Here is a 17,808-nt window from a genome sequence, read left to right on the forward strand (position 1 = left end):
CTACGCGATCAAACCATTCAACCCGTAGCCAACGCCGTAGGCCAGTAGCGCGGCGGCGCCGCCCATTAGCAGCGTCTCGAGCGCTGCCACCCAACGCGAACTGCCTACCTGAGCGCCTTTGGCGGCGCCAACCAAGACAAAACTGACACCCGTTAGCAAACAGCTGTATAGGTAGGGCTGGGCAATAACACCAGCGCTCATTGCGTTAACCAAAAACGGCAACAGCGGCAATGCACCCAAACTAATAAATGCCACAAAAGTCACTGCGGCAGCTTTATAGGCACTTGGCGACTCCAGTGTTAAACCGTGCTCGTCTTGCAGCATAGTGTCCACCCACAGCCGTTCATCGCCGGTTATGGTATCGACAATAGACTCAAGTGCCGCTCCCTCGAAACCTTTTGTTAAAAAGATCTGCCGAACTTCCTCACGCTCACCTTCAGGGTAAAGCGCAATTTCCCGCATCTCTTGTCGCCGGGTTTTGTCACGGAGTTGGTTTTCGGCGCGCACACCCAAATAATTGCTCACCGCCATACTAAAACCATCGGCCAACAGATTGGCAAGCCCAAGTACAATCACCACCGTCGCCGACAAGCCAGCGCCGGCAACGCCGGCCACAATCGCAAAGGTAGTAATAGCGCCATCGATGGCGCCGTAAATAAAATCGCGCAGGTAGTTTTGTGAGGGCCCTTGGGCCAGCCTCTTAGCGATTCGCGCCGGGGCGTGGCGAGCCATTAACTGCTCGCGCTCGGCGGGGGTAATGGGTGACGACATAAGCAAAAACCTTGCAGCCAAAGCAGCTATGGCTGTGAACTTAACGCAGCATCGCCTTCAGCTCGGGGATACACGAGCCACAGTTAGTACCGCATTTGATGGCTTCACCCAGCGCCTCGACGCTACCGCATCCATTGCTAATGGATTTGCGGATCGTATTCTCGCCGACCTGAAAACACGAGCAGACAATCGTGCCCTCGTCTTCAACGCCCGCACCGGGTATCCCTGCCAGTATAGCAAAGCGCCCCGCGGCATCGATGGTTTGCCCTAGCTGTTGCTCCAGCCAGCGCATTTCAGGCGCGCTTTTTTTATCGGTTGCGGCGCTAAATACCGCCGCGAGCTTGCCATTTATAAAGCCCGCCGTACGAAAAAACTGATGGTCGGAGTCTTCCACTGTGACCCAATCGGTAATCGCCAAAAACTGTGAGTGCGCCCAATCCCGCCAAGAGGGCAGCCGCTTGCCATCGGCCACGCGAAACTTGTAACCGTCATCTAGAGTGATTTTGGCCCAGTATTCACAGTCAGGGCTAATATCATCAGCGCAAATCAAAAAGCCATTCCACGCCTGACGAAAGGGTTTAATCATTACCGGCGAGTGTTTAAATTCTGGCTGGCCACACAGCGGATCGACGATTGGGTTTACCAAAGCATCAGCACAGCTAGACGAGGCGTATTTGCCATTCCAATGCATAGGCACAAATACCTCGCCCACGCGCTGCGACTCGGACGGTTTAACGCGACCGTAATACACGCTGCCGCGATTTTTAAGTACAGCCAAATCACCCGCGCACAAACCAAAGCGCGCAATATCATCGGGGTGAACATCAATATAAGGTTCATCCACATGGCCCAGTAACTTAGCGGCAGTACCGGTGCGCGACATGGTATGCCACTGATCACGAATACGGCCGGTGTTCATAATCACCTGATTGGGCAGCGCCGTTTTTTCCGGTAACCGGGCGGTTACCGGCACTAATCGCGCGCGGCGATCGGCTGTAAAAAACTGCCCGTCGGCAAATAGTCGCTTGGTACCCTCGGGGGCGTCGGCGGTAACCGGCCATTGAATGGGCGATAGGTTTTGATAATCTTGCTCGCTAATATTCGCCAACGCGGCGATATTAAACCCGCGCCGGGCCACTGAATCAGTATTATCCAACGCCGATAACGCCGCGTGCTCGCGAAAGATCTCGACCGGATGCCGATAATTAAAATGCTTGGAAAAACCTAATGTGGCGGCAAAACGGGCAATAATTTGCCAGTCGTGTAGTGCCTCACCGGGAGGCTGCAAAAAGCCTTGTTGCAACGAGATACAGCGCTCCGAGTTAGTCACGGTACCATGCTTTTCACTCCAGGTAGAGGCAGGCAGCACCACATCGGCCAACTTGGCCGTGTCGGTATTACCGATACAATCGCTCACCATCACTAAATCGCATTTTTTCAGCGCTTCGCGCACTTTGCCGGCATCGGGCATAGTCACTGCAGGGTTAGTGGCCATAACCCACACGGCTTTAATCTTGCCGTCATGGATAGCATCAAACATATCCACCGCTTTTAGCCCCTCGCGGCGAGCCATATTCGGCGCCTGCCAAAAGCGCTCTACCCGCTCGATACTTTCAGGGTTGTCGTAGCCCATGTGCGCGGCAAGCTGATTGGCCAAACCGCCCACTTCACGGCCGCCCATAGCGTTGGGCTGGCCGGTAATCGAGAACGGCGTGGCGCCCGGCTTGCCGATTTTACCAGTAGCCAAATGGCAATTAATAAGTGCGTTGCCTTTATCGACACCCGAGGAAGACTGATTAACCCCTTGCGAAAATACCGTCACAACTTTGTCGTGCTCGGCAAACAAACGGTAAACCCGCTCGACATCTTTGGGGTCCACTTCGCAAAAATCGGCGGCTGCCGTAGGGGTTGGCACTTGCTGGTTGGCCGCAGCTAAGGTTTCGTCAAAACCGTTACAGTGCGCGGCAACATAGGCGTGATCGACATGGTTATGCTGCTGCAGGTACTGTAATAACCCATTAAAAAAGAACGCGTCGGAGCCGGGTTTAATCGGCAGATGCACATCGGCAATTTCGCACGTGGCCGTGCGGCGCGGGTCAAGCACCACGATTCGCATCTCGGGGCGCAGCTCTTTGGCCCGAGCAATACGTTGGTACACCACCGGGTGCGCGTAAGCGGTATTCGAACCCACCAAGATCAGCACATCAGTTTGCTCTAAATCTTCATAGCAGCCCGGCACCGCATCGGAGCCAAAGGCTCGCTTATGGGCCACCACCGCCGAGGCCATACATAGGCGCGAATTAGTATCGATATTGGCAGTACCGATAAAGCCTTTCATTAACTTATTGGCAATATAATAGTCTTCGGTTAACAGTTGGCCCGACAAATAAAACGCCACCGAATCTGGGCCGTGCTCGGCGATAATATCTTGAAATTTTTCGGCAGCAAAACCCAGCGCAGTATCCCAATCGGCGGGTTTGCCGTGTAGCATCGGTGTTAGCAAACGGTCAGGCGATGCCTGCGTTTCATGCAAAGACGAGCCTTTGACACACAAGCGTCCCAGATTTGCCGGGTGCTCTTGGTTGCCTTTAACCGCCACGACTCGATTGTCTTTCACCTCAGCGCTAACACCGCAGCCAACACCGCAGTAACAGCATGTGGTGTTTACCGTCGCGCTCGGCGCAATAGTGCTATCGGTCGTAATAATGTGTGCTGTAGAAGTCATAAGGTTTAGGCTGCTACCGGTTGGTTAGGCGCGGCGGCATAAAACGCGCGACCCATTAGTAAAAACGGCGCAATGTCAGAAACATCGCGTTGATCCTGTAACATGGCAAAATAATCGGGTCCATCGCGGGTATCGCCAAACAAAACCACACCGACGATCCGGTTATCTTTTAGTAGGATTTTTCTGTAGACGCCGTTTGCCGCATCTTCATAGAGCAACTCACGGTGCGCACCGGTAGTGATAAAATCACCGGCCGAGAACAACTGCACACCGGAAACTTTTAGCTTGGTGGGTACTGGCGAGTTTACAAACCGTGTTGTCTTAGCAAAACACAAACGATCGGCCAGCGCCGCGCAGTGCTGCCAAATAGGCTCAACCAAACCAAAGGTGGCTCCCTCAAACTCAGTGCATTCGCCAATAGCGCTAATATGTGAGTCAGAGGTTGCCATGCACGCGTCAACCTCGATGCCACGCTTACCAACCAAGCCCGCCTCTAACCCTAGTTCGACGTTCGGGGTAATACCGGTGGCAATCACGGCAAGTTTACAGCTTAGTGATTTACCGCTTTTTAACTGAGCACCTTCAACTTGATCCGTACCGGTAAAACACACCACCTCGTCCGACAAAATAAAGTTAATGTTTTTACTTTCCATCACCTGCTGCAATAAAAGCGCGGCGGCTGGGTCTAACTGACGATTAAGCAACCAGCCCGAGCGGTGCAGCAGCATTACCCGCAACCCCTTTAGCGCCAAGCCATAGGCAGCCTCCAACCCCAGTAGACCACCGCCGATCACTAGGGCATCGGTATCAGCGGATTTGCCGCACTCAAGCGCGCTATGAGCAGATGCCATAATACGGTCAACGTCTTGCAAGGTGCGAAACGCATAAATATTGTCTACATCCTGATTTTTGGCCGGAATACGCGCCGGACGCGAACCCACCGCCAACACTAAGTGATCGTAGCGATAGCTCTTGCCGGTGCTGGTCACAACGCACTGCGCTTGCCTATCGATGCGGGCAATGCGCACCCCACCTAAAAACTCAATACCCTGTTCGCGATACCAGTGCGCGGGCTTACCGATAATATCGGATGCACTCGTCTCTCCGGCCAGCACCGGCGATAACATAATGCGGTTGTAACTGCCCTCGGGCTCGTCGCCGATCACAGTAATCGAGAACTGGCCCGGTGCACGCTTATGCACATCGTCCAAAAAACGGCCCGTGGCCATGCCATTACCAACAATCACTAATCTGGGTTTATCGCCTGTCTGCATCGTTTACCTAACCCTGTGAGGTTGCCGCAACAGGCGCACCACTAAAGCTCACCTGCCTGCACACCACCAAACACCATTTGAGTGCAAAGCTGCGTAACCATGCACCCGCATGACGCAACAACCCTCTCTATTTAAAGGAATTTTCTGGTTAACTAGGTAAAGAGCAAAAGGCAGGCCAACGAGTATCGGGGGAACAATAAGCGGCGCACCGCCACAGGTTCTATCGCGGTGCAGGGCTGTACCGCTGACTGAAAAGCCCCGGAGGGGGCCTTGATGGAGTTATTCTAAAACTTCGCGCCAGTAGATAATGCGATCGTGGCCGCGGTAAGAGCCAAATTGATACTCACCTGTGATCGCCCCATCATCCGAATCATCGTTATTCCAGTCGAAGTCCAACCAAGGATAGGGAGTCATAGCGATATTAACCTCAAAGGTGCCGGTATTACCCCCGCCTGGAGCCGAGAAATAATGCTCCCGTTGCCCCTCAGCGAAAGTAAGCTCACCGGCTTCAATACCTCCGTCGGCATACTCACCGCGAGTGGCACCGGCACCTAAAGTAACGTTTCGGTTGGCATCGACTTCAATCGAGCCACTGGGGTATGTCACATCACTAAGAGCAATACGTGTACAGCTGTCATCGTCATTGCGCTGCCAACGCGCTCCGGTGTAATACTCGGTGACAAACTTTACGGGTAAATCGAGAATTTCCGGGCCATAAGCACTGCCCAAAAAAAGGCGACCATACAACAAGTTGAGCGGCTCACCTAATGCCACGGCCGAACAACTGTCATCGGCGGCGCAGTTTCCGCTCGCCTCAGGATTCACGTTCTTTCCGGTGAGCGACCTGCCATCCAAACTATCATTTACATTGAGCGCCAATTGTAAGTTCATCAACGGCGCCTCGGGGGCGGAGTCACGCAGAAAACTCACATTAGTTAATGAGACTTCCACTTGCCCCGCTTTCCACGGCTCTACACCAGCGATTAACCGATTATAACTACAACTTCCAGAGCTGCTTAAGCACTCGCCATTGTTTTCGTAAACATATTCAACGCTTGCAGTTCCGGAATAACCTAAAGGCTGATCGTAATTGGTGACAATAATTCCGCCAAGGTTGTTAGCCTGCAACTGATAGTCCAAACCTATAGTCGGATCACTCATATAACTGAAGGACAGCCCCCCAGCCTCGCAGGCATTGGTCGAGGTCGCAGAATTAAGCACGTATTCGTAGGGGTAAAAGCGTCCAACCGTTTCACTGGAGGTTGGCGCGACAATATCGCCCGCGCTTAAGTATTTATTACCATTGAGTCGCGGCTCAATGGTAAAGCTACCCACCTCACTCCAGCGCAGTGAGATATTGTTAAACTGGCCACTATTGCCGCTCACTTTGGTGAAGGCACCCGTGCCACTTAAAGTACCTTTCGAACCGCCTGAAGGGTATTGCAGCGTTAAATCTGCCTCGTCTAGCACCGGCTTCTGCGGCGTAGATTCATTACCAAAGTTTGGGGTGACATTGCCCAAGCTATTGCGTGCTTCTACCGTCACAGAAAAAGCCTCGCCGGCCGCCACAAAACCCTCGCCTGTCGATTGCGTTTTGGGGTTTGCGGTTGCATCTGCTCGGCTTACGTCGCTAACTGCCAAGGTGTACGGCTTAACCACAAAAGAATTACTCGCGCCTGTCACCGTAATCGCAGGGTTATTACCATCCTCCGGCAACGTTAGCGTGCCATGCAAACGCACTTCCCCAACATCCGTGTACATAAGGGGGATAGCGGCAAACCCGTCTGCAGCAAAACCTAGGTTAACGGCCGTCAAATTGCCACTTGCGCCCTGTGCGTTAGCACCAACGCTCACTCCAGCAAGAGTAAGCGCTTGCCCAGCAACGCAATTGCTGGGGTTTACACACTCAAAACCCAAAGCGACATCAAGGGAGCGATTTTGTACCCGCGTAACACAAGCGCCGGAATCATCATCCGTTTGCACCACTCGCAACACTGGGTTCGGGTCGGCAGTGCCAGCAACTTGGTTGGCAACAGGCTCCAGCCCTTGGCTTTGGTAAAACTTTAAACCGACATCAGAAAATTCGATATCAGGGTCTGCCGCGGCCGATTCGCTGGCTAATCCATCGTAAACATTAATGTTCAAAGTGGCCGGCTGATCTTGTCGTAAATAACGTATAATTTGCGATTCAGTGCCGTTAAAAATATAAACTTCTCCCTCCGGCCAAACGCCGGTTGCCGGAGAGGTGCCTAAACTTAAGTTCGTACCGGCTTGTGGTGCAACCGGCGTACCTGTGCTATCAAACGCTGTGATTGTAATAGGCTCAGCCTCACAAGTCAGGCCGCGCCCAGCATGAGCAATTTCATAATAAGCGACCTGATCGGTGCCACAGTAATAAAGGCCCGAGGTTAAACTGGGAGCGTCAGCACCCGCGGGAATAGGCACATAATTGCTAGATGACGGGGTACGCCAACGCAGGCGAATTTCGGCCAAACCGCCATTTTCGTAAAACTCCATTCGCACCGGATAGACACCGCCGGCCTCGAGATTAACCGCATTACTGGTGTCAGTGGTTACGGCATGATCATTCCAACGATTAATCACCAATTGGTTGTCGACCCACAATCTAACCCCATCATCCGATGCAGTCTGAAATCGATAAGCGCCCGTCTCTGTGGCTCGAATAGAGCCATTCCACCTCACCGAGAATTGATCTTGTGTAACACCGTTAACGCCTGGCGGGCCATCCGTCCAATTAAAGTCGATAGGGGCATCAACACGGCGCCCGGCCAATGCGCCAGAAAAATCGCGAGTATTGTAATAGTCCCCCAACAGCCCCCCCCGAGGCTCACCATCATCAGTCGGGCAAACTTCACCGGGGCACGGATGAGTCCTATTTCTTAACTCACTTACCTCGGTATCAGTGAGCACACCGCTATACAAGTACACCTCATCAAGCTGGCCGGCAAAATCCACTGGCGTGCCACCGGTATCTTCGATGCGCCCCAACCGATTGTAAGCGGTGCCAATGATTCCGGTCGGGCCTGCACCACTTGAATCCAATGCGCCGTCGATATAAATTTTGTAATCACCAGACGCGGCGTTACGCGTTAGCGCTACATGTCGCCAAGTGCCATTATTAATCGATAAGTTGGACTTCGTGTTATAAGTGTTACCAACTGATAGGCCAATTCGCCCCGAGCTATCTAACCAGCCCCAAAAGATATCATCAGAACCGCCCGCCACTTCAACGCCAGTAATACCGGGCGCACGCCAGCCGACGTCATCCCCTGTCTGGGTGGTTTTAATCCAAAACGCCAAACTTGCGCTATCGTTTAGCGTGTTAGATAAACCCGCCACGGTGACGTAGTCACCATTGCCATCTAAAGTGCCGTAGCGACAAGTGCCCGGGTCACCGGCAATAGCAGGGTTATCCTGTAATGTGCTGGCATCGCCAGAGGCCGTTCCGTGACGATTATTAACACTAGAATCTAATACCTCACCGGCATTGCCTTGCCAACTAAACTCATCAAAACGCCAGTTTGCCTGAAGTACGGCGGGCGGATTTGTTTGTCCGCAGAAAGGCGCAAAGTCAACACTATTTAACACACCACCGGCAAAGTTAACGCGATGCTCTTGGCCAATCGTTAACTGCGCCCCCGACATAGCACCCGTTAATTGCCCCTGATAATTATTAGTTTGCACACTACCAACGGCATAAACAAATGCGGGAATATTTAAACGAGTTTGCAGGCTCACGTTTCCCGTGGCGTATATCAACAAATCACCCGCTGAAAAATTTGCAAAGCTCGCTGCAAAATTAATCGTAACATTGCCTTTAACAAACAACCGAACAGTGCCCGAGCCACCTTGCCTTCTGACAACAACATCGTTAGCCAGCGATAAATTTCCATCAACCCAGTAACTACCCGGCGCTAAGTTAAGGGTAGCTCTGTCCCTAGCCACAAAAGTCTTTGTGTAGTAAGTACCGTTGTTGGTAGTAAAAGTAAATTGCGATTGGTTCTCTAAGGTGACATTGCCATAGTCGCCTTCAGCTCGTGATGCACTCCCTTGATAGCCCACAGATATAGCGCCATTACTAGCGGTGCCTGTTATAAAGGTTACTGGCGCTGGCGCTGCGGGATTACCACTTATCGTGCACGTCCCACCGCCACAACTTGGCTGGCCCGGCGGATTTTGCACACTTAAATTAGGAGAGTCGATAATGTTACTACCACCGGTAACCAGCGCTTGATAACCCGCCCCAATTTGTCCGCCACTGGTGTTAGTTTGCCAACCATTGGTAAATACAGCAGCGCAAGACACGCTCCACGCCGGTGACGACAATGCGAACAAAAACAAGGTACACAAAAACACATAAACTGAACGACGAGAGGCAGCCATGCTTATTCCTCCTCGCCCAAGTAGGCATCAACCCGCACCGTGCGCTCAGCCGTTATGCTAGTCCCACAAGTACCTACACTATCAATTACGTACACGCTACCAGTATCATTAGGACTCGGCGGGCTCAAAATGAAACTGCAACTCACCCGAGCCGAACACTGCCGTAAGCCTAATACGGAATAGTTTAACGTCAGATTTAAGGCATCGCATTGGGCATTTACAGCATCGCGATCGGCACCCGTAAATATTTGACCCACTCCCGCTTGGGCGCCACTTTCGGCTGCGTATAGTGCTTGAGTGCTAATCAGCTCTTGGACAGTGGAGTTACTTGACTGGATGCTAGAACGCCACAGGGCAATGGCGGCAACACTCATGACCACCAAAATAAAAACTGCTACCGGCAACAAAAAACCACGCTGGGAGTTAGAAAGAGTATGATTCACATTAGGGGACATTACGAAGCGCAACCTCCTGCTGCAACGCAACCGATTCACCACGGCGAGAGAAGCGCAAGCTTAATGTTACTACTGAACGATTGGTCACGGTGTCTAAGCCAATCGTAAACCCCGTGCCCTCACCGGTAACGTTATGTGCAATTAACGTAGAACCGCCTGCTGGCGGCACCGTTTGTTCATCGACAACCACGCTACTAAAGTACCTAAGCTCGCCAGCAAGCAGGCAAAAAGCTCGCGGTGCATCGAGCAAATAAAAACGTTGGCTGGCAGAGTTTCTAAGCCACATATGAGTGCCGGCCAAAGCTAAATCACCGCTATCGCTAGTAGCCGATGGTGCCATAGTGACCGCTAATGCCGCGAGAGACGACGATGCACTTAACGTTAACTCTGCGCTACTTAACGCCGCGATCGAGACATAACGCGCCTGATTTGCATCAACGCGATAAAAGCTGGTATTAACTTCTGTTGTAGAAACGCCCGCAACTATAGGGTTTTGGTAGTGACCATCACCCGCTATCGGCATAAATTTAATACACTCACCCGCGCCACTGGTTAAATGCACTGCACTGTATGGCAGGGCACCACGCAGCTCGCGTGTCACTCGCTCTAACGCTTGGCGACCAGTGTTTACTAACAGCGCACGCTTTTGTGTGGCGTCGTAAGATTCGGCGCTACTGACAATAAACTGTGTACCAATTACCGCCAGTACCCCCACAATCACAATAACGGTGATCAGCTCGATAAGGGTAAAACCTTTTGCCACCCGTGAGTGTCGCATTAAAAGTTCACCCGGTAACCGGCTAACGTTAGTGATTCGCCATCGGTGGTGGTAACGGTTACCTGTATTAATTTAGCCGGCAAGCCATTTAAGCTGGTCAACTCTACCGCTACAGTACGGCTATAAAATGTTGAGCTTGAGTCTGGCCAATCTGTAACGTCATGGTAATCGTCCACATCGTCATAATCGGTTTCGGTGGTATTGTTGCAAGGTAATGCACCCGCTGAATCACAGGCAGGCACTCCACCGGCTGGGGTGTTCTCGTCGTATCGCAGCGCCATAACCGCATCCAAACGTGCCTGAGCGTACTGCAACATTTTTAAGCGTTTAACTGGGTCCGCGCTGTTAACTACCGAAAACTGATACACCCCAAGTAAACCGCCAAGGGCGACGGAGATGACAACGATAAAAACAATCAACTCCACCAAAGTAACGCCGCGATTAGCGCGCCGGCTATGTAAAACGAATGGCAAGGGATTAGTACGCATAACCACTGGGCTCAACGGTAACCTCCACCGAAGTGCCTCCCTTTTGTACCGTTAACTGAGCAGTTGCGGCTAAGTTGGTGATTTGACCGAGCTTATTGTAAGTGTAGCTTTGGCTTGGGGACACGCTGACACCATTAACAAACATTAATGGGTAGGCATCTTTGTGTAGCCTTATTGAACTGCCAGCCTGTTGCACATCAACCCCACCGGCGCTTACCGCCAACGTAATATCCGACTGCGCCATAGCTTTTTGTTGGGCGAAAAATAAAGCCGCGACGAGATCGTCGCGGCTTGTTTGTACAGAGGCAGTGTCGCTATCGGTAAAATGCGAGCTAACCGTTATCCCGATCACGCCAAGGATAACGATAATGGCGATCAGCTCGATTAACGTAAAGCCCTTCGAGCACTGACTCATGCCAATTATGGTGCGGTAACACCGTAAGCTGTGAAAGTCTGTGTTGCTTCAGCAGTTCCATCAGCATTAGTATCTAAAGTAAGAGTACACGTTGAAGATCCGCCTTCAGTACCCACACCACCGCCATCAAGCGCTGTACCAGTGCCTGCAGTAATGGTGTAATTAGCTGGTAAACCGCCATCGAGTAAATTAGCAACTGCGGGACAAGTAGCAATCGTAGTAATGGTGGTTGTAGTCGTTAACCCTGCATCGTTAGCGATATTATTCGCATGATTCAAGGCAGACGCACTAGCAAGACCGCCGGCGACCCCCTGTGCAGCGGCTTGTTCGGCGGCAGTCGACAAATCCACAAAACGTGGCACCGCGACAGCCGCCAAAATGCCCAAAATAACAATAACCGCAATCAGCTCGATCAGGGTAAAACCACTTTGTTGGTTTTTCATAGTGTCTCTCCAGTTATGCTAACCGGCTTTGCGCCGGTTGTTTAAAGTTAGTTCGCTTCGCCGCTTCCCACGCCAAGCGCACCAAAAGTATTTGAGTCGTCCCTGTAACGGTTGTGGGCCGCCAATATCTTGGCGATACAGCCACTTACTTATAACAGCATACAAGTTTCACGCCAATCACTTTAACCGCTTGATTTGCCGAGCGGTAGCAGCCAAACCTTAGACGGTGTCGGCTAATTTGCAAACACCTGAGTCACGCCCCCATCACGAGCGCTATACTCATAGTATAGAGCCTTACTGGCGCCTGCGCCGTAGAAGCGACAACCCCCTTCGGTATCGGGCTTGGCACTAATGTTAGTGCCGCTCCCTGAATTTACTGTGGCAGACTCTGGCGCAATAATCAACGAAAATAGCAACCTTTCGCAGCGCTTAGGACCACCGAGCGCCCCTGCGCCAGGGGCTACTGGGTGGGCGTCTAGGGGCCAGCCGCGTTTATTAACCCGGTAGACAAAGCCATCTAGCTCAACCGTATCGGCAGGCTTTGCTTTTAGCTGCCAAAAGGCTCGGACCACTGTGGCGGCTTGGGCAAAATTACGCGCCTGCAACTGTAGTGTAAAGCGCTGGGACTCCGCCGCTAGGCGCTGATAATAGCCAAGGGCCAGCGCTAGCAGTACGCCAAACACGATGCTAACCCACAAAAACTCATAGCGGGTTAGGCCTTGCTGCCGGTTACGGCCTCCATACATCATCATTTTTGGATGTTGTACATCTCCCACATGGGGAGGAAGATGCCGAGCGCCAGTACCAAAACAAAACCGGCCATAATCACAATCAGTAATGGCTCAATTTTATCTGACAGTTTTTTCACATCGTAATCGACTTCACGCTCATAGAAACCCGCCACCTCCGCCAATAAAGTGTCAACTTGACCACTCTCTTCACCTACGGCGATCATCTGCAATACCAAAGGTGTGAACATGCCGCTCATTAAATGAGTTTGATACAAGCTCTCTCCGCGCTCAACACCACTGCGAATACCATTAATTTTTTCAGCCAAATAAGCGTTATCGATGACTTTGGCACACAAGTCCAGCGCCGTGGTTAACGGCATACCGGCATCCAACATTAGCGCAAACGAGCGAGAGTAACGCGCCATAGACGCTCGCTCGATCACGTCGCCAATAATAGGCAAGCTTAGCTTTTTTCTGCCCCATAACTTGGCCCCGGCCGGGGTTTTAACATAGCGCCATACAGCGATAGATACAGCGATAATTGCTACTAACATAAGTGGCCAATAGGCGACAAAAAAATCCGAGACGCCAATGAGTATGCGTGTGGGCAACGGCAGCTGCGCACCAAATTTACTAAACATTCCGGCAAAAGCGGGAATCACTTTAATGTTGATAATCGCCATAGCCAGCACCAACGCGATAATAACGAATGTCGGGTAGCGCAAAGCCTGACGAATATTTCGCGAGGTGAGCAAGTCACGCTCCATGTACTCGGCCAACTGCATAAAGGTTAGATCGAGCCGACCACTGTTCTCGCCCACGGATACCAGCGAGATAAACAGCGGACTAAACACTTTAGGGTGAGCGCGCATTGCCACGGAAAGCTCCAGGCCGGTTTCTAACCGATCGGCAATGTCATTAAGGGTGGCTTGCAATGTGTAGTGCTTAAGCGATGCCGCCAGCGAGCGAATGCCCTTAACTAATGGAATACCAGCTTTGGTAATGGTGTACATTTGCCGGCAAAACACAATTAAATCGGGCAGCTTTACTTTGCTCTGTTGATTGAGTACCCCGAGCCATTGCAGCGGATCTTTTTTGGCGTGGTACTCGGCAATATGCGTTGGCGTTACGCCCCGCCCTGCGAGCGTACCCGCCGCCAACTCGGGCGAACCCGCTTCCAGCTGGCCGCTTACCGCCCGGCCTTTACCGTCTCGGCCATTGTATTCAAATACCGGCATGATCTTGCTCGCTTGCGTCGGCAGCACCCGCCGCTACACCGGCCAGGGCGCTTCCCGGGGCCTCGTCATCCACTTGCGCGCTGATGCGCATAACCTCTTCAAGGGTGGTCACGCCTTTTATGGCATAGCCAAACGCGGCCTCGCTTAGGGGCGCAAACCGCGCACTGTTGCTGGCGGCCCGGCCAAACGCGCTAATATCATTGATGCGCAGTGCCTCGGCCATCGCCGAGTTAATCTCGAGCATCTCAAACACCCCTATGCGACCACGGTAACCGGTGTTGTGGCAATGCGGACAGCCGGTGCCCACTTTAAACTGTACTCCCGTCGCATCGCACCGCGCACTCAGCGAGGCAATCAGTTGTCGCTCGTTAGCGTCGGGCTGGTAGTCCTGTGTGCAGCTGCTGCAAATTTTGCGCACCAAGCGTTGTGCAACAATGGCTTTTAGCGCCGTCGCGACCAAATAACCATCGGCGCCTATATCAATTAACCGCATAGCCGAGGTGATTGCATCATTGGTGTGCAGCGTCGACAGCACCATGTGGCCCGTCATAGAGGCGCGCAAAGCGATCTCGGCCGACTCGGCATCGCGAATCTCGCCCACCAGCAAAATGTCCGGGTCTTGCCGCAATGCCGCGCGCAGTACGCTATTAAAGGTTAAACCTATACGCTCGTGTAATTGCACTTGGTTGATGCGCGGCAGGCGGTACTCCACCGGATCTTCTACGGTGATAATTTTACTCTCGGGTTGATTAAGCTCGGACAAAGCGCCGTAAAGCGTAGTGGTTTTACCAGAGCCGGTCGGCCCGGTGACCAACACCAAACCGTGCGGGCGGGTAATAATATGGCGAAAGCGCGCCATCATCTCCGGCGGCATCCCTACTTTATCGAGAGGCAGTACACCGTCGGTATGGTCAAGCAAGCGCATTACCACCGATTCGCCAAACTGCACCGGCATGGTCGACAAACGCACGTCGATGTTGCGCCCGGATACTTTCAGGTTAAAACGGCCGTCTTGCGGAATACGTTTTTCCGATATATCCAAACCCGACATCAACTTTAAACGCACCACCAGCGCCGAGGCGATGCGTTTTTCGTTCATTACCTGCTCTAGTAGCACGCCGTCAATTCGGTTGCGAATACGCAACACGGTTTCATCCGGTTCGATGTGCACGTCCGATGCGCGCGCATTAATGGCCTCTTCAAAGATCTTTTGCAGGAGCTTAACCACTGGCGCATCCGAGTCGCCCACCGCATCGGCGACATCGGCCAAGTCCATCGCGCTCTCTTGCAGCTCATCGTCCAGCTCACCCGCCAGGGAGGCGATCTCGCTAGCTCGGGTGTAGACTAAATCTAACACATCCAGTAAATCAGCCTCGCGCAGCACCGCGGGTTTTAACGGCTTGTCGACTTGCGCCTGAATATCGTCTAAACCAAATATATCGGTTGGGTCAGCCATCCCCAGTAGCAGGCCGTCGGCGTCTTCGCGCAGCAACATTACCCGGTAGCGCCGCGCCGTCATTTCGGGCAGACGCCGAACCAACTCGGGATCAAATCGAAACTGCTTTAAATCGATAAACGGAATTTCCAGCTGATCGGAGAGCAGCGTTAGCAGCTCGGTCTCATCGACAAAGCCTAGCTCAATAAGTGTGTGGCCCAATTTTCGGCCTGTTAATTTTTGCTCTTGTAGCGCATGCTCAAGCTGGGCTTGGCTGATCATTTGTTGACTGACCAGCAGATCACCTAAGCGAATTTTTTTAGGGGCAGTTGGGCTCATAACAGCTCTCACATAGCAATTTGAATCAGGCGTTGATCGGCAAACTTAACGATCACGGCGGTGGCGTCGCTCGCCTCCCGGGCGCGACGATAAGCGACACTGGCGGGTTGGTAACGCTGCTGCTGATCGAGTGCTAACGCCAATCCCAACCAATAGCGCGCCCGCGGGCCAAACACCTCTAGCAAGCGACGGTAATGACTTTCGGCCGCACTATAGTTGCCGGTATTTTGATACAGTGACGCGGTAAGCGCACGGTACGCTTCATCGCTCTCAGCGCTGGCGTAACCTTGCTCGAGTATTTGCAGTGCTTTTGTTAACTCACCACGGTGCTCGTACAAGCGCGCTTGCAGGTAATGCTTATCGCGCGCGCTAAGCGTGGGCACTATTAAATTTTCAGCGGCGGTAAATTCTGAAGCGCGCAACAGCAAAGACTGTAAATAGCGCCGTGATTGCGGTGCACTAAAGCTCTCTGTGCTCGCCTCGGCGATAAACGCGTTAAGTAATTGCTGCGCGCGTCCCGGCTGCGAGCGACTCACTAACCGCTCAGCATCGCGCTGAGTTTGTCGGTCGCGGGTCGCCCAGCTCGTGCTCACCCCGGTGTCCTGCCCCGCCATTTCTGTATCGGTAGACTCAGCGGCAACGCTATCATGCACTGGGTTATTTTCACTGGCCGGCCGCACTGGCGGGGCAACTGACTTCGCCGGCTTGGCGGGCGCATTGTTAGCAACCACAGGGGCACTTGCGGCGCCTGCGACTTGGAGCTCGCCAAGCAGTGCCTGTGCTGTCGCATTATCGGGACTTACCGCCAGCGCTCGATCCAACAGCTCGAGTGCCTGGGCGTAATCGCCACGGTTCTGCGCGCGCCGGGCACGCTCTAAGTAACGCGCGGCAATTTGTTCGATGCCCGCGCGCGCTTTGCGGTTATCGGGATCGAGCTGTAGTGCTTTTTGATAGTACCAATAAGCACTGGCGTCAATTGGTGTCGTGAGTTGTCCTGCCACCAATGCAGCTTGTGCCAAACGCAAGCTTTGGCTCAGCTCTGTAAGCTGCTCCGAGGCCACACTCGACGGCGCTGTTCGCGCTGTTGCCGCGTGCTCCTCGCGGCCCAGCGAGGGCGTAGCGACAAGGCTCGTATCAAGGGCTGGCTCAGGCTGCGCGGCTAAGACCGTTTTTTCGGGCGCGCGCTCGGCCAATAACGACTTGGCGGACAAATACCAATAGCCCAAAACCGCCAGTAGCGACACAGCAAAAAACCCGAGTAACACAAGTCGCCACGCCCCTCGCGACGGCCGGCGGTTTAGCCCACTGGGCAAATGATCGCTGTTGTGCGACGGTTGAGGCTGTCGCGCATCCAAATCGCGCAGCATATCGTTAACCAAGCTCACTACTGCAAACCCCAGTAAACAACGCCAGTCAGCAATAAGGCGGCTCCCGCGCCCACCGTTAGCCACAACCATACACGGCGTGCGGCGCGGCGTCCCGCCGGTCGCGACTCTGAAGTGTCGAGTACCGCACGCGCCATATGCGCGCGCCCCACCTGTCGTGCGCCTTCGCCATAGGCGGCCATTAACGCTTTATGGCTCACAACGTTCAGTAGACGCGGTACACCACCAGAGGCTTTAGCAAGCAATCGCACCGCGGCTCGGGTAAACAGCGGCGCGCCGGTGTATCCCGCCACGGCTAACCTAGAGTCAACATAGGCAGCGACATTTGCCGACGGAATCGCCTGAAGGTACTCGGCAAAAACAATTCGCTGTTTAAGTTGGCGTAAGTCGGCCCGCTCAAGCATCTCGTCTAACTCGGGCTGACCTAAAAGTACCACCTGCAGTAATTTGCGTTTGCGGGTTTCGAGATTGGTTAATAGGCGCAGAGCTTCAAGCGTCTCACGTGGCATAGCCTGCGCTTCATCGACAATCAACACCACTTGGCGTTTCGCAAGTGCCAGCTCGATCAAACGCTGGTTAATGTCCGCCAATAGTTTATGGGCGGGTTTGTCCTCGGTTTCGACACCAATCTCTTCGGCCAAAAACCACTTTAGCTCGTCGGGGCTTAAATACGGATTGGGAATATAAGCGGTGAGGTATTGCGCGTCTAAGGCATCCAGCAACTTACGGCTAAGCAACGTTTTACCGGTGCCCACTTCGCCGACCACTTTAACAAAGCCCTCGGCGTGACGCAGTGCCAATAAAATAGTGCCCAATACCTCGCGGTGGCTTTTGTGGTTAAAATAAAACTCGGTGTCCGGCGTGAGTGAAAACGGCTGCTCACGCAGACCAAAGTGCTGTCGGTACACGCACGGTGCTCCTGTTATT

General features: G+C 53.0%; 13 protein-coding genes. All 13 read right to left on the reverse strand.

Translation table 11 applies throughout. The annotated features are described in order from the left end of the window. Window positions 1-771 (reverse strand): VIT1/CCC1 transporter family protein, encoded by a 771-nt coding sequence (locus tag AACY82_RS14515; protein WP_339617566.1) that lies wholly within the window; start codon window positions 769-771, stop codon window positions 1-3. A 40-nt stretch (window positions 772-811) separates the two neighbouring features. Then, window positions 812-3,496, reverse strand: a complete 2,685-nt coding sequence (locus tag AACY82_RS14520; protein ID WP_339617567.1) for a nitrate reductase — start codon at window positions 3,494-3,496, stop codon at window positions 812-814. Between the two features lie 5 nt (window positions 3,497-3,501). Continuing rightward, on the reverse strand, window positions 3,502-4,770 hold the full coding sequence (locus tag AACY82_RS14525) for an FAD-dependent oxidoreductase (RefSeq protein ID WP_339617568.1): 1,269 nt from the start codon (window positions 4,768-4,770) through the stop codon (window positions 3,502-3,504). Between the two features lie 279 nt (window positions 4,771-5,049). After that, window positions 5,050-9,174 (reverse strand): DUF6701 domain-containing protein, encoded by a 4,125-nt coding sequence (locus tag AACY82_RS14530; protein ID WP_339617569.1) that lies wholly within the window; start codon window positions 9,172-9,174, stop codon window positions 5,050-5,052. A gap of 444 nt (window positions 9,175-9,618) precedes the next feature. Beyond that, window positions 9,619-10,407, reverse strand: coding sequence for a prepilin-type N-terminal cleavage/methylation domain-containing protein (locus AACY82_RS14535; RefSeq protein ID WP_339617570.1), 789 nt, complete (start codon window positions 10,405-10,407; stop codon window positions 9,619-9,621). After that, window positions 10,407-10,895 (reverse strand): prepilin-type N-terminal cleavage/methylation domain-containing protein, encoded by a 489-nt coding sequence (locus AACY82_RS14540; RefSeq protein ID WP_339617571.1) that lies wholly within the window; start codon window positions 10,893-10,895, stop codon window positions 10,407-10,409. The genes AACY82_RS14535 and AACY82_RS14540 overlap by 1 nt, the downstream gene beginning before the upstream one ends. Next, on the reverse strand, window positions 10,885-11,310 hold the full coding sequence (locus tag AACY82_RS14545) for a prepilin-type N-terminal cleavage/methylation domain-containing protein (RefSeq protein ID WP_339617572.1): 426 nt from the start codon (window positions 11,308-11,310) through the stop codon (window positions 10,885-10,887). The genes AACY82_RS14540 and AACY82_RS14545 overlap by 11 nt, the downstream gene beginning before the upstream one ends. A gap of 5 nt (window positions 11,311-11,315) precedes the next feature. Beyond that, window positions 11,316-11,753: a type II secretion system protein gene (locus AACY82_RS14550; protein ID WP_339617573.1), complete on the reverse strand. Its 438-nt coding sequence runs from the start codon at window positions 11,751-11,753 to the stop codon at window positions 11,316-11,318. 233 nt (window positions 11,754-11,986) lie between these two features. After that, a complete protein-coding gene (locus AACY82_RS14555; protein WP_339617574.1) occupies window positions 11,987-12,505 on the reverse strand; it encodes a hypothetical protein in 519 nt (172 codons plus the stop codon). Continuing rightward, on the reverse strand, window positions 12,502-13,722 hold the full coding sequence (locus tag AACY82_RS14560; protein ID WP_339617575.1) for a type II secretion system F family protein: 1,221 nt from the start codon (window positions 13,720-13,722) through the stop codon (window positions 12,502-12,504). The genes AACY82_RS14555 and AACY82_RS14560 overlap by 4 nt, the downstream gene beginning before the upstream one ends. Continuing rightward, window positions 13,709-15,496 carry a GspE/PulE family protein gene (locus AACY82_RS14565; RefSeq protein WP_339617576.1) on the reverse strand — a complete coding sequence of 596 codons (1,788 nt, stop codon included), beginning with the start codon at window positions 15,494-15,496 and terminating at the stop codon, window positions 13,709-13,711. The genes AACY82_RS14560 and AACY82_RS14565 overlap by 14 nt, the downstream gene beginning before the upstream one ends. Window positions 15,497-15,504: 8 nt before the next feature. Next, window positions 15,505-16,881, reverse strand: a complete 1,377-nt coding sequence (locus AACY82_RS14570; protein WP_339617577.1) for a tetratricopeptide repeat protein — start codon at window positions 16,879-16,881, stop codon at window positions 15,505-15,507. After that, window positions 16,881-17,789, reverse strand: a complete 909-nt coding sequence (locus AACY82_RS14575; protein WP_339617578.1) for an AAA family ATPase — start codon at window positions 17,787-17,789, stop codon at window positions 16,881-16,883. Before AACY82_RS14575 ends, AACY82_RS14570 begins: the two co-directional genes overlap by 1 nt. Window positions 17,790-17,808 lie beyond the last annotated feature (19 nt).

It is taken from the genome of uncultured Gilvimarinus sp., assembly GCF_963972205.1.
GTDB lineage: Bacteria > Pseudomonadota > Gammaproteobacteria > Pseudomonadales > Cellvibrionaceae > Gilvimarinus > Gilvimarinus japonicus.

Excerpts from the sequence above, each read along its gene's own strand:
- AACY82_RS14515 (WP_339617566.1), bottom strand. The coding sequence starts at position 771 with ATGTCGTCACCCATTACCCCCGCCGAGCGCGAGCAGTTAATGGCTCGC.
- AACY82_RS14520 (WP_339617567.1), bottom strand. The coding sequence starts at position 3,496 with ATGACTTCTACAGCACACATTATTACGACCGATAGCACTATTGCGCCG.
- AACY82_RS14525 (WP_339617568.1), bottom strand. The coding sequence starts at position 4,770 with ATGCAGACAGGCGATAAACCCAGATTAGTGATTGTTGGTAATGGCATG.
- AACY82_RS14530 (WP_339617569.1), bottom strand. The coding sequence starts at position 9,174 with ATGGCTGCCTCTCGTCGTTCAGTTTATGTGTTTTTGTGTACCTTGTTT.
- AACY82_RS14535 (WP_339617570.1), bottom strand. The coding sequence starts at position 10,407 with ATGCGACACTCACGGGTGGCAAAAGGTTTTACCCTTATCGAGCTGATC.
- AACY82_RS14540 (WP_339617571.1), bottom strand. The coding sequence starts at position 10,895 with ATGCGTACTAATCCCTTGCCATTCGTTTTACATAGCCGGCGCGCTAAT.
- AACY82_RS14545 (WP_339617572.1), bottom strand. The coding sequence starts at position 11,310 with ATGAGTCAGTGCTCGAAGGGCTTTACGTTAATCGAGCTGATCGCCATT.
- AACY82_RS14550 (WP_339617573.1), bottom strand. The coding sequence starts at position 11,753 with ATGAAAAACCAACAAAGTGGTTTTACCCTGATCGAGCTGATTGCGGTT.
- AACY82_RS14555 (WP_339617574.1), bottom strand. The coding sequence starts at position 12,505 with ATGATGATGTATGGAGGCCGTAACCGGCAGCAAGGCCTAACCCGCTAT.
- AACY82_RS14560 (WP_339617575.1), bottom strand. The coding sequence starts at position 13,722 with ATGCCGGTATTTGAATACAATGGCCGAGACGGTAAAGGCCGGGCGGTA.
- AACY82_RS14565 (WP_339617576.1), bottom strand. The coding sequence starts at position 15,496 with ATGAGCCCAACTGCCCCTAAAAAAATTCGCTTAGGTGATCTGCTGGTC.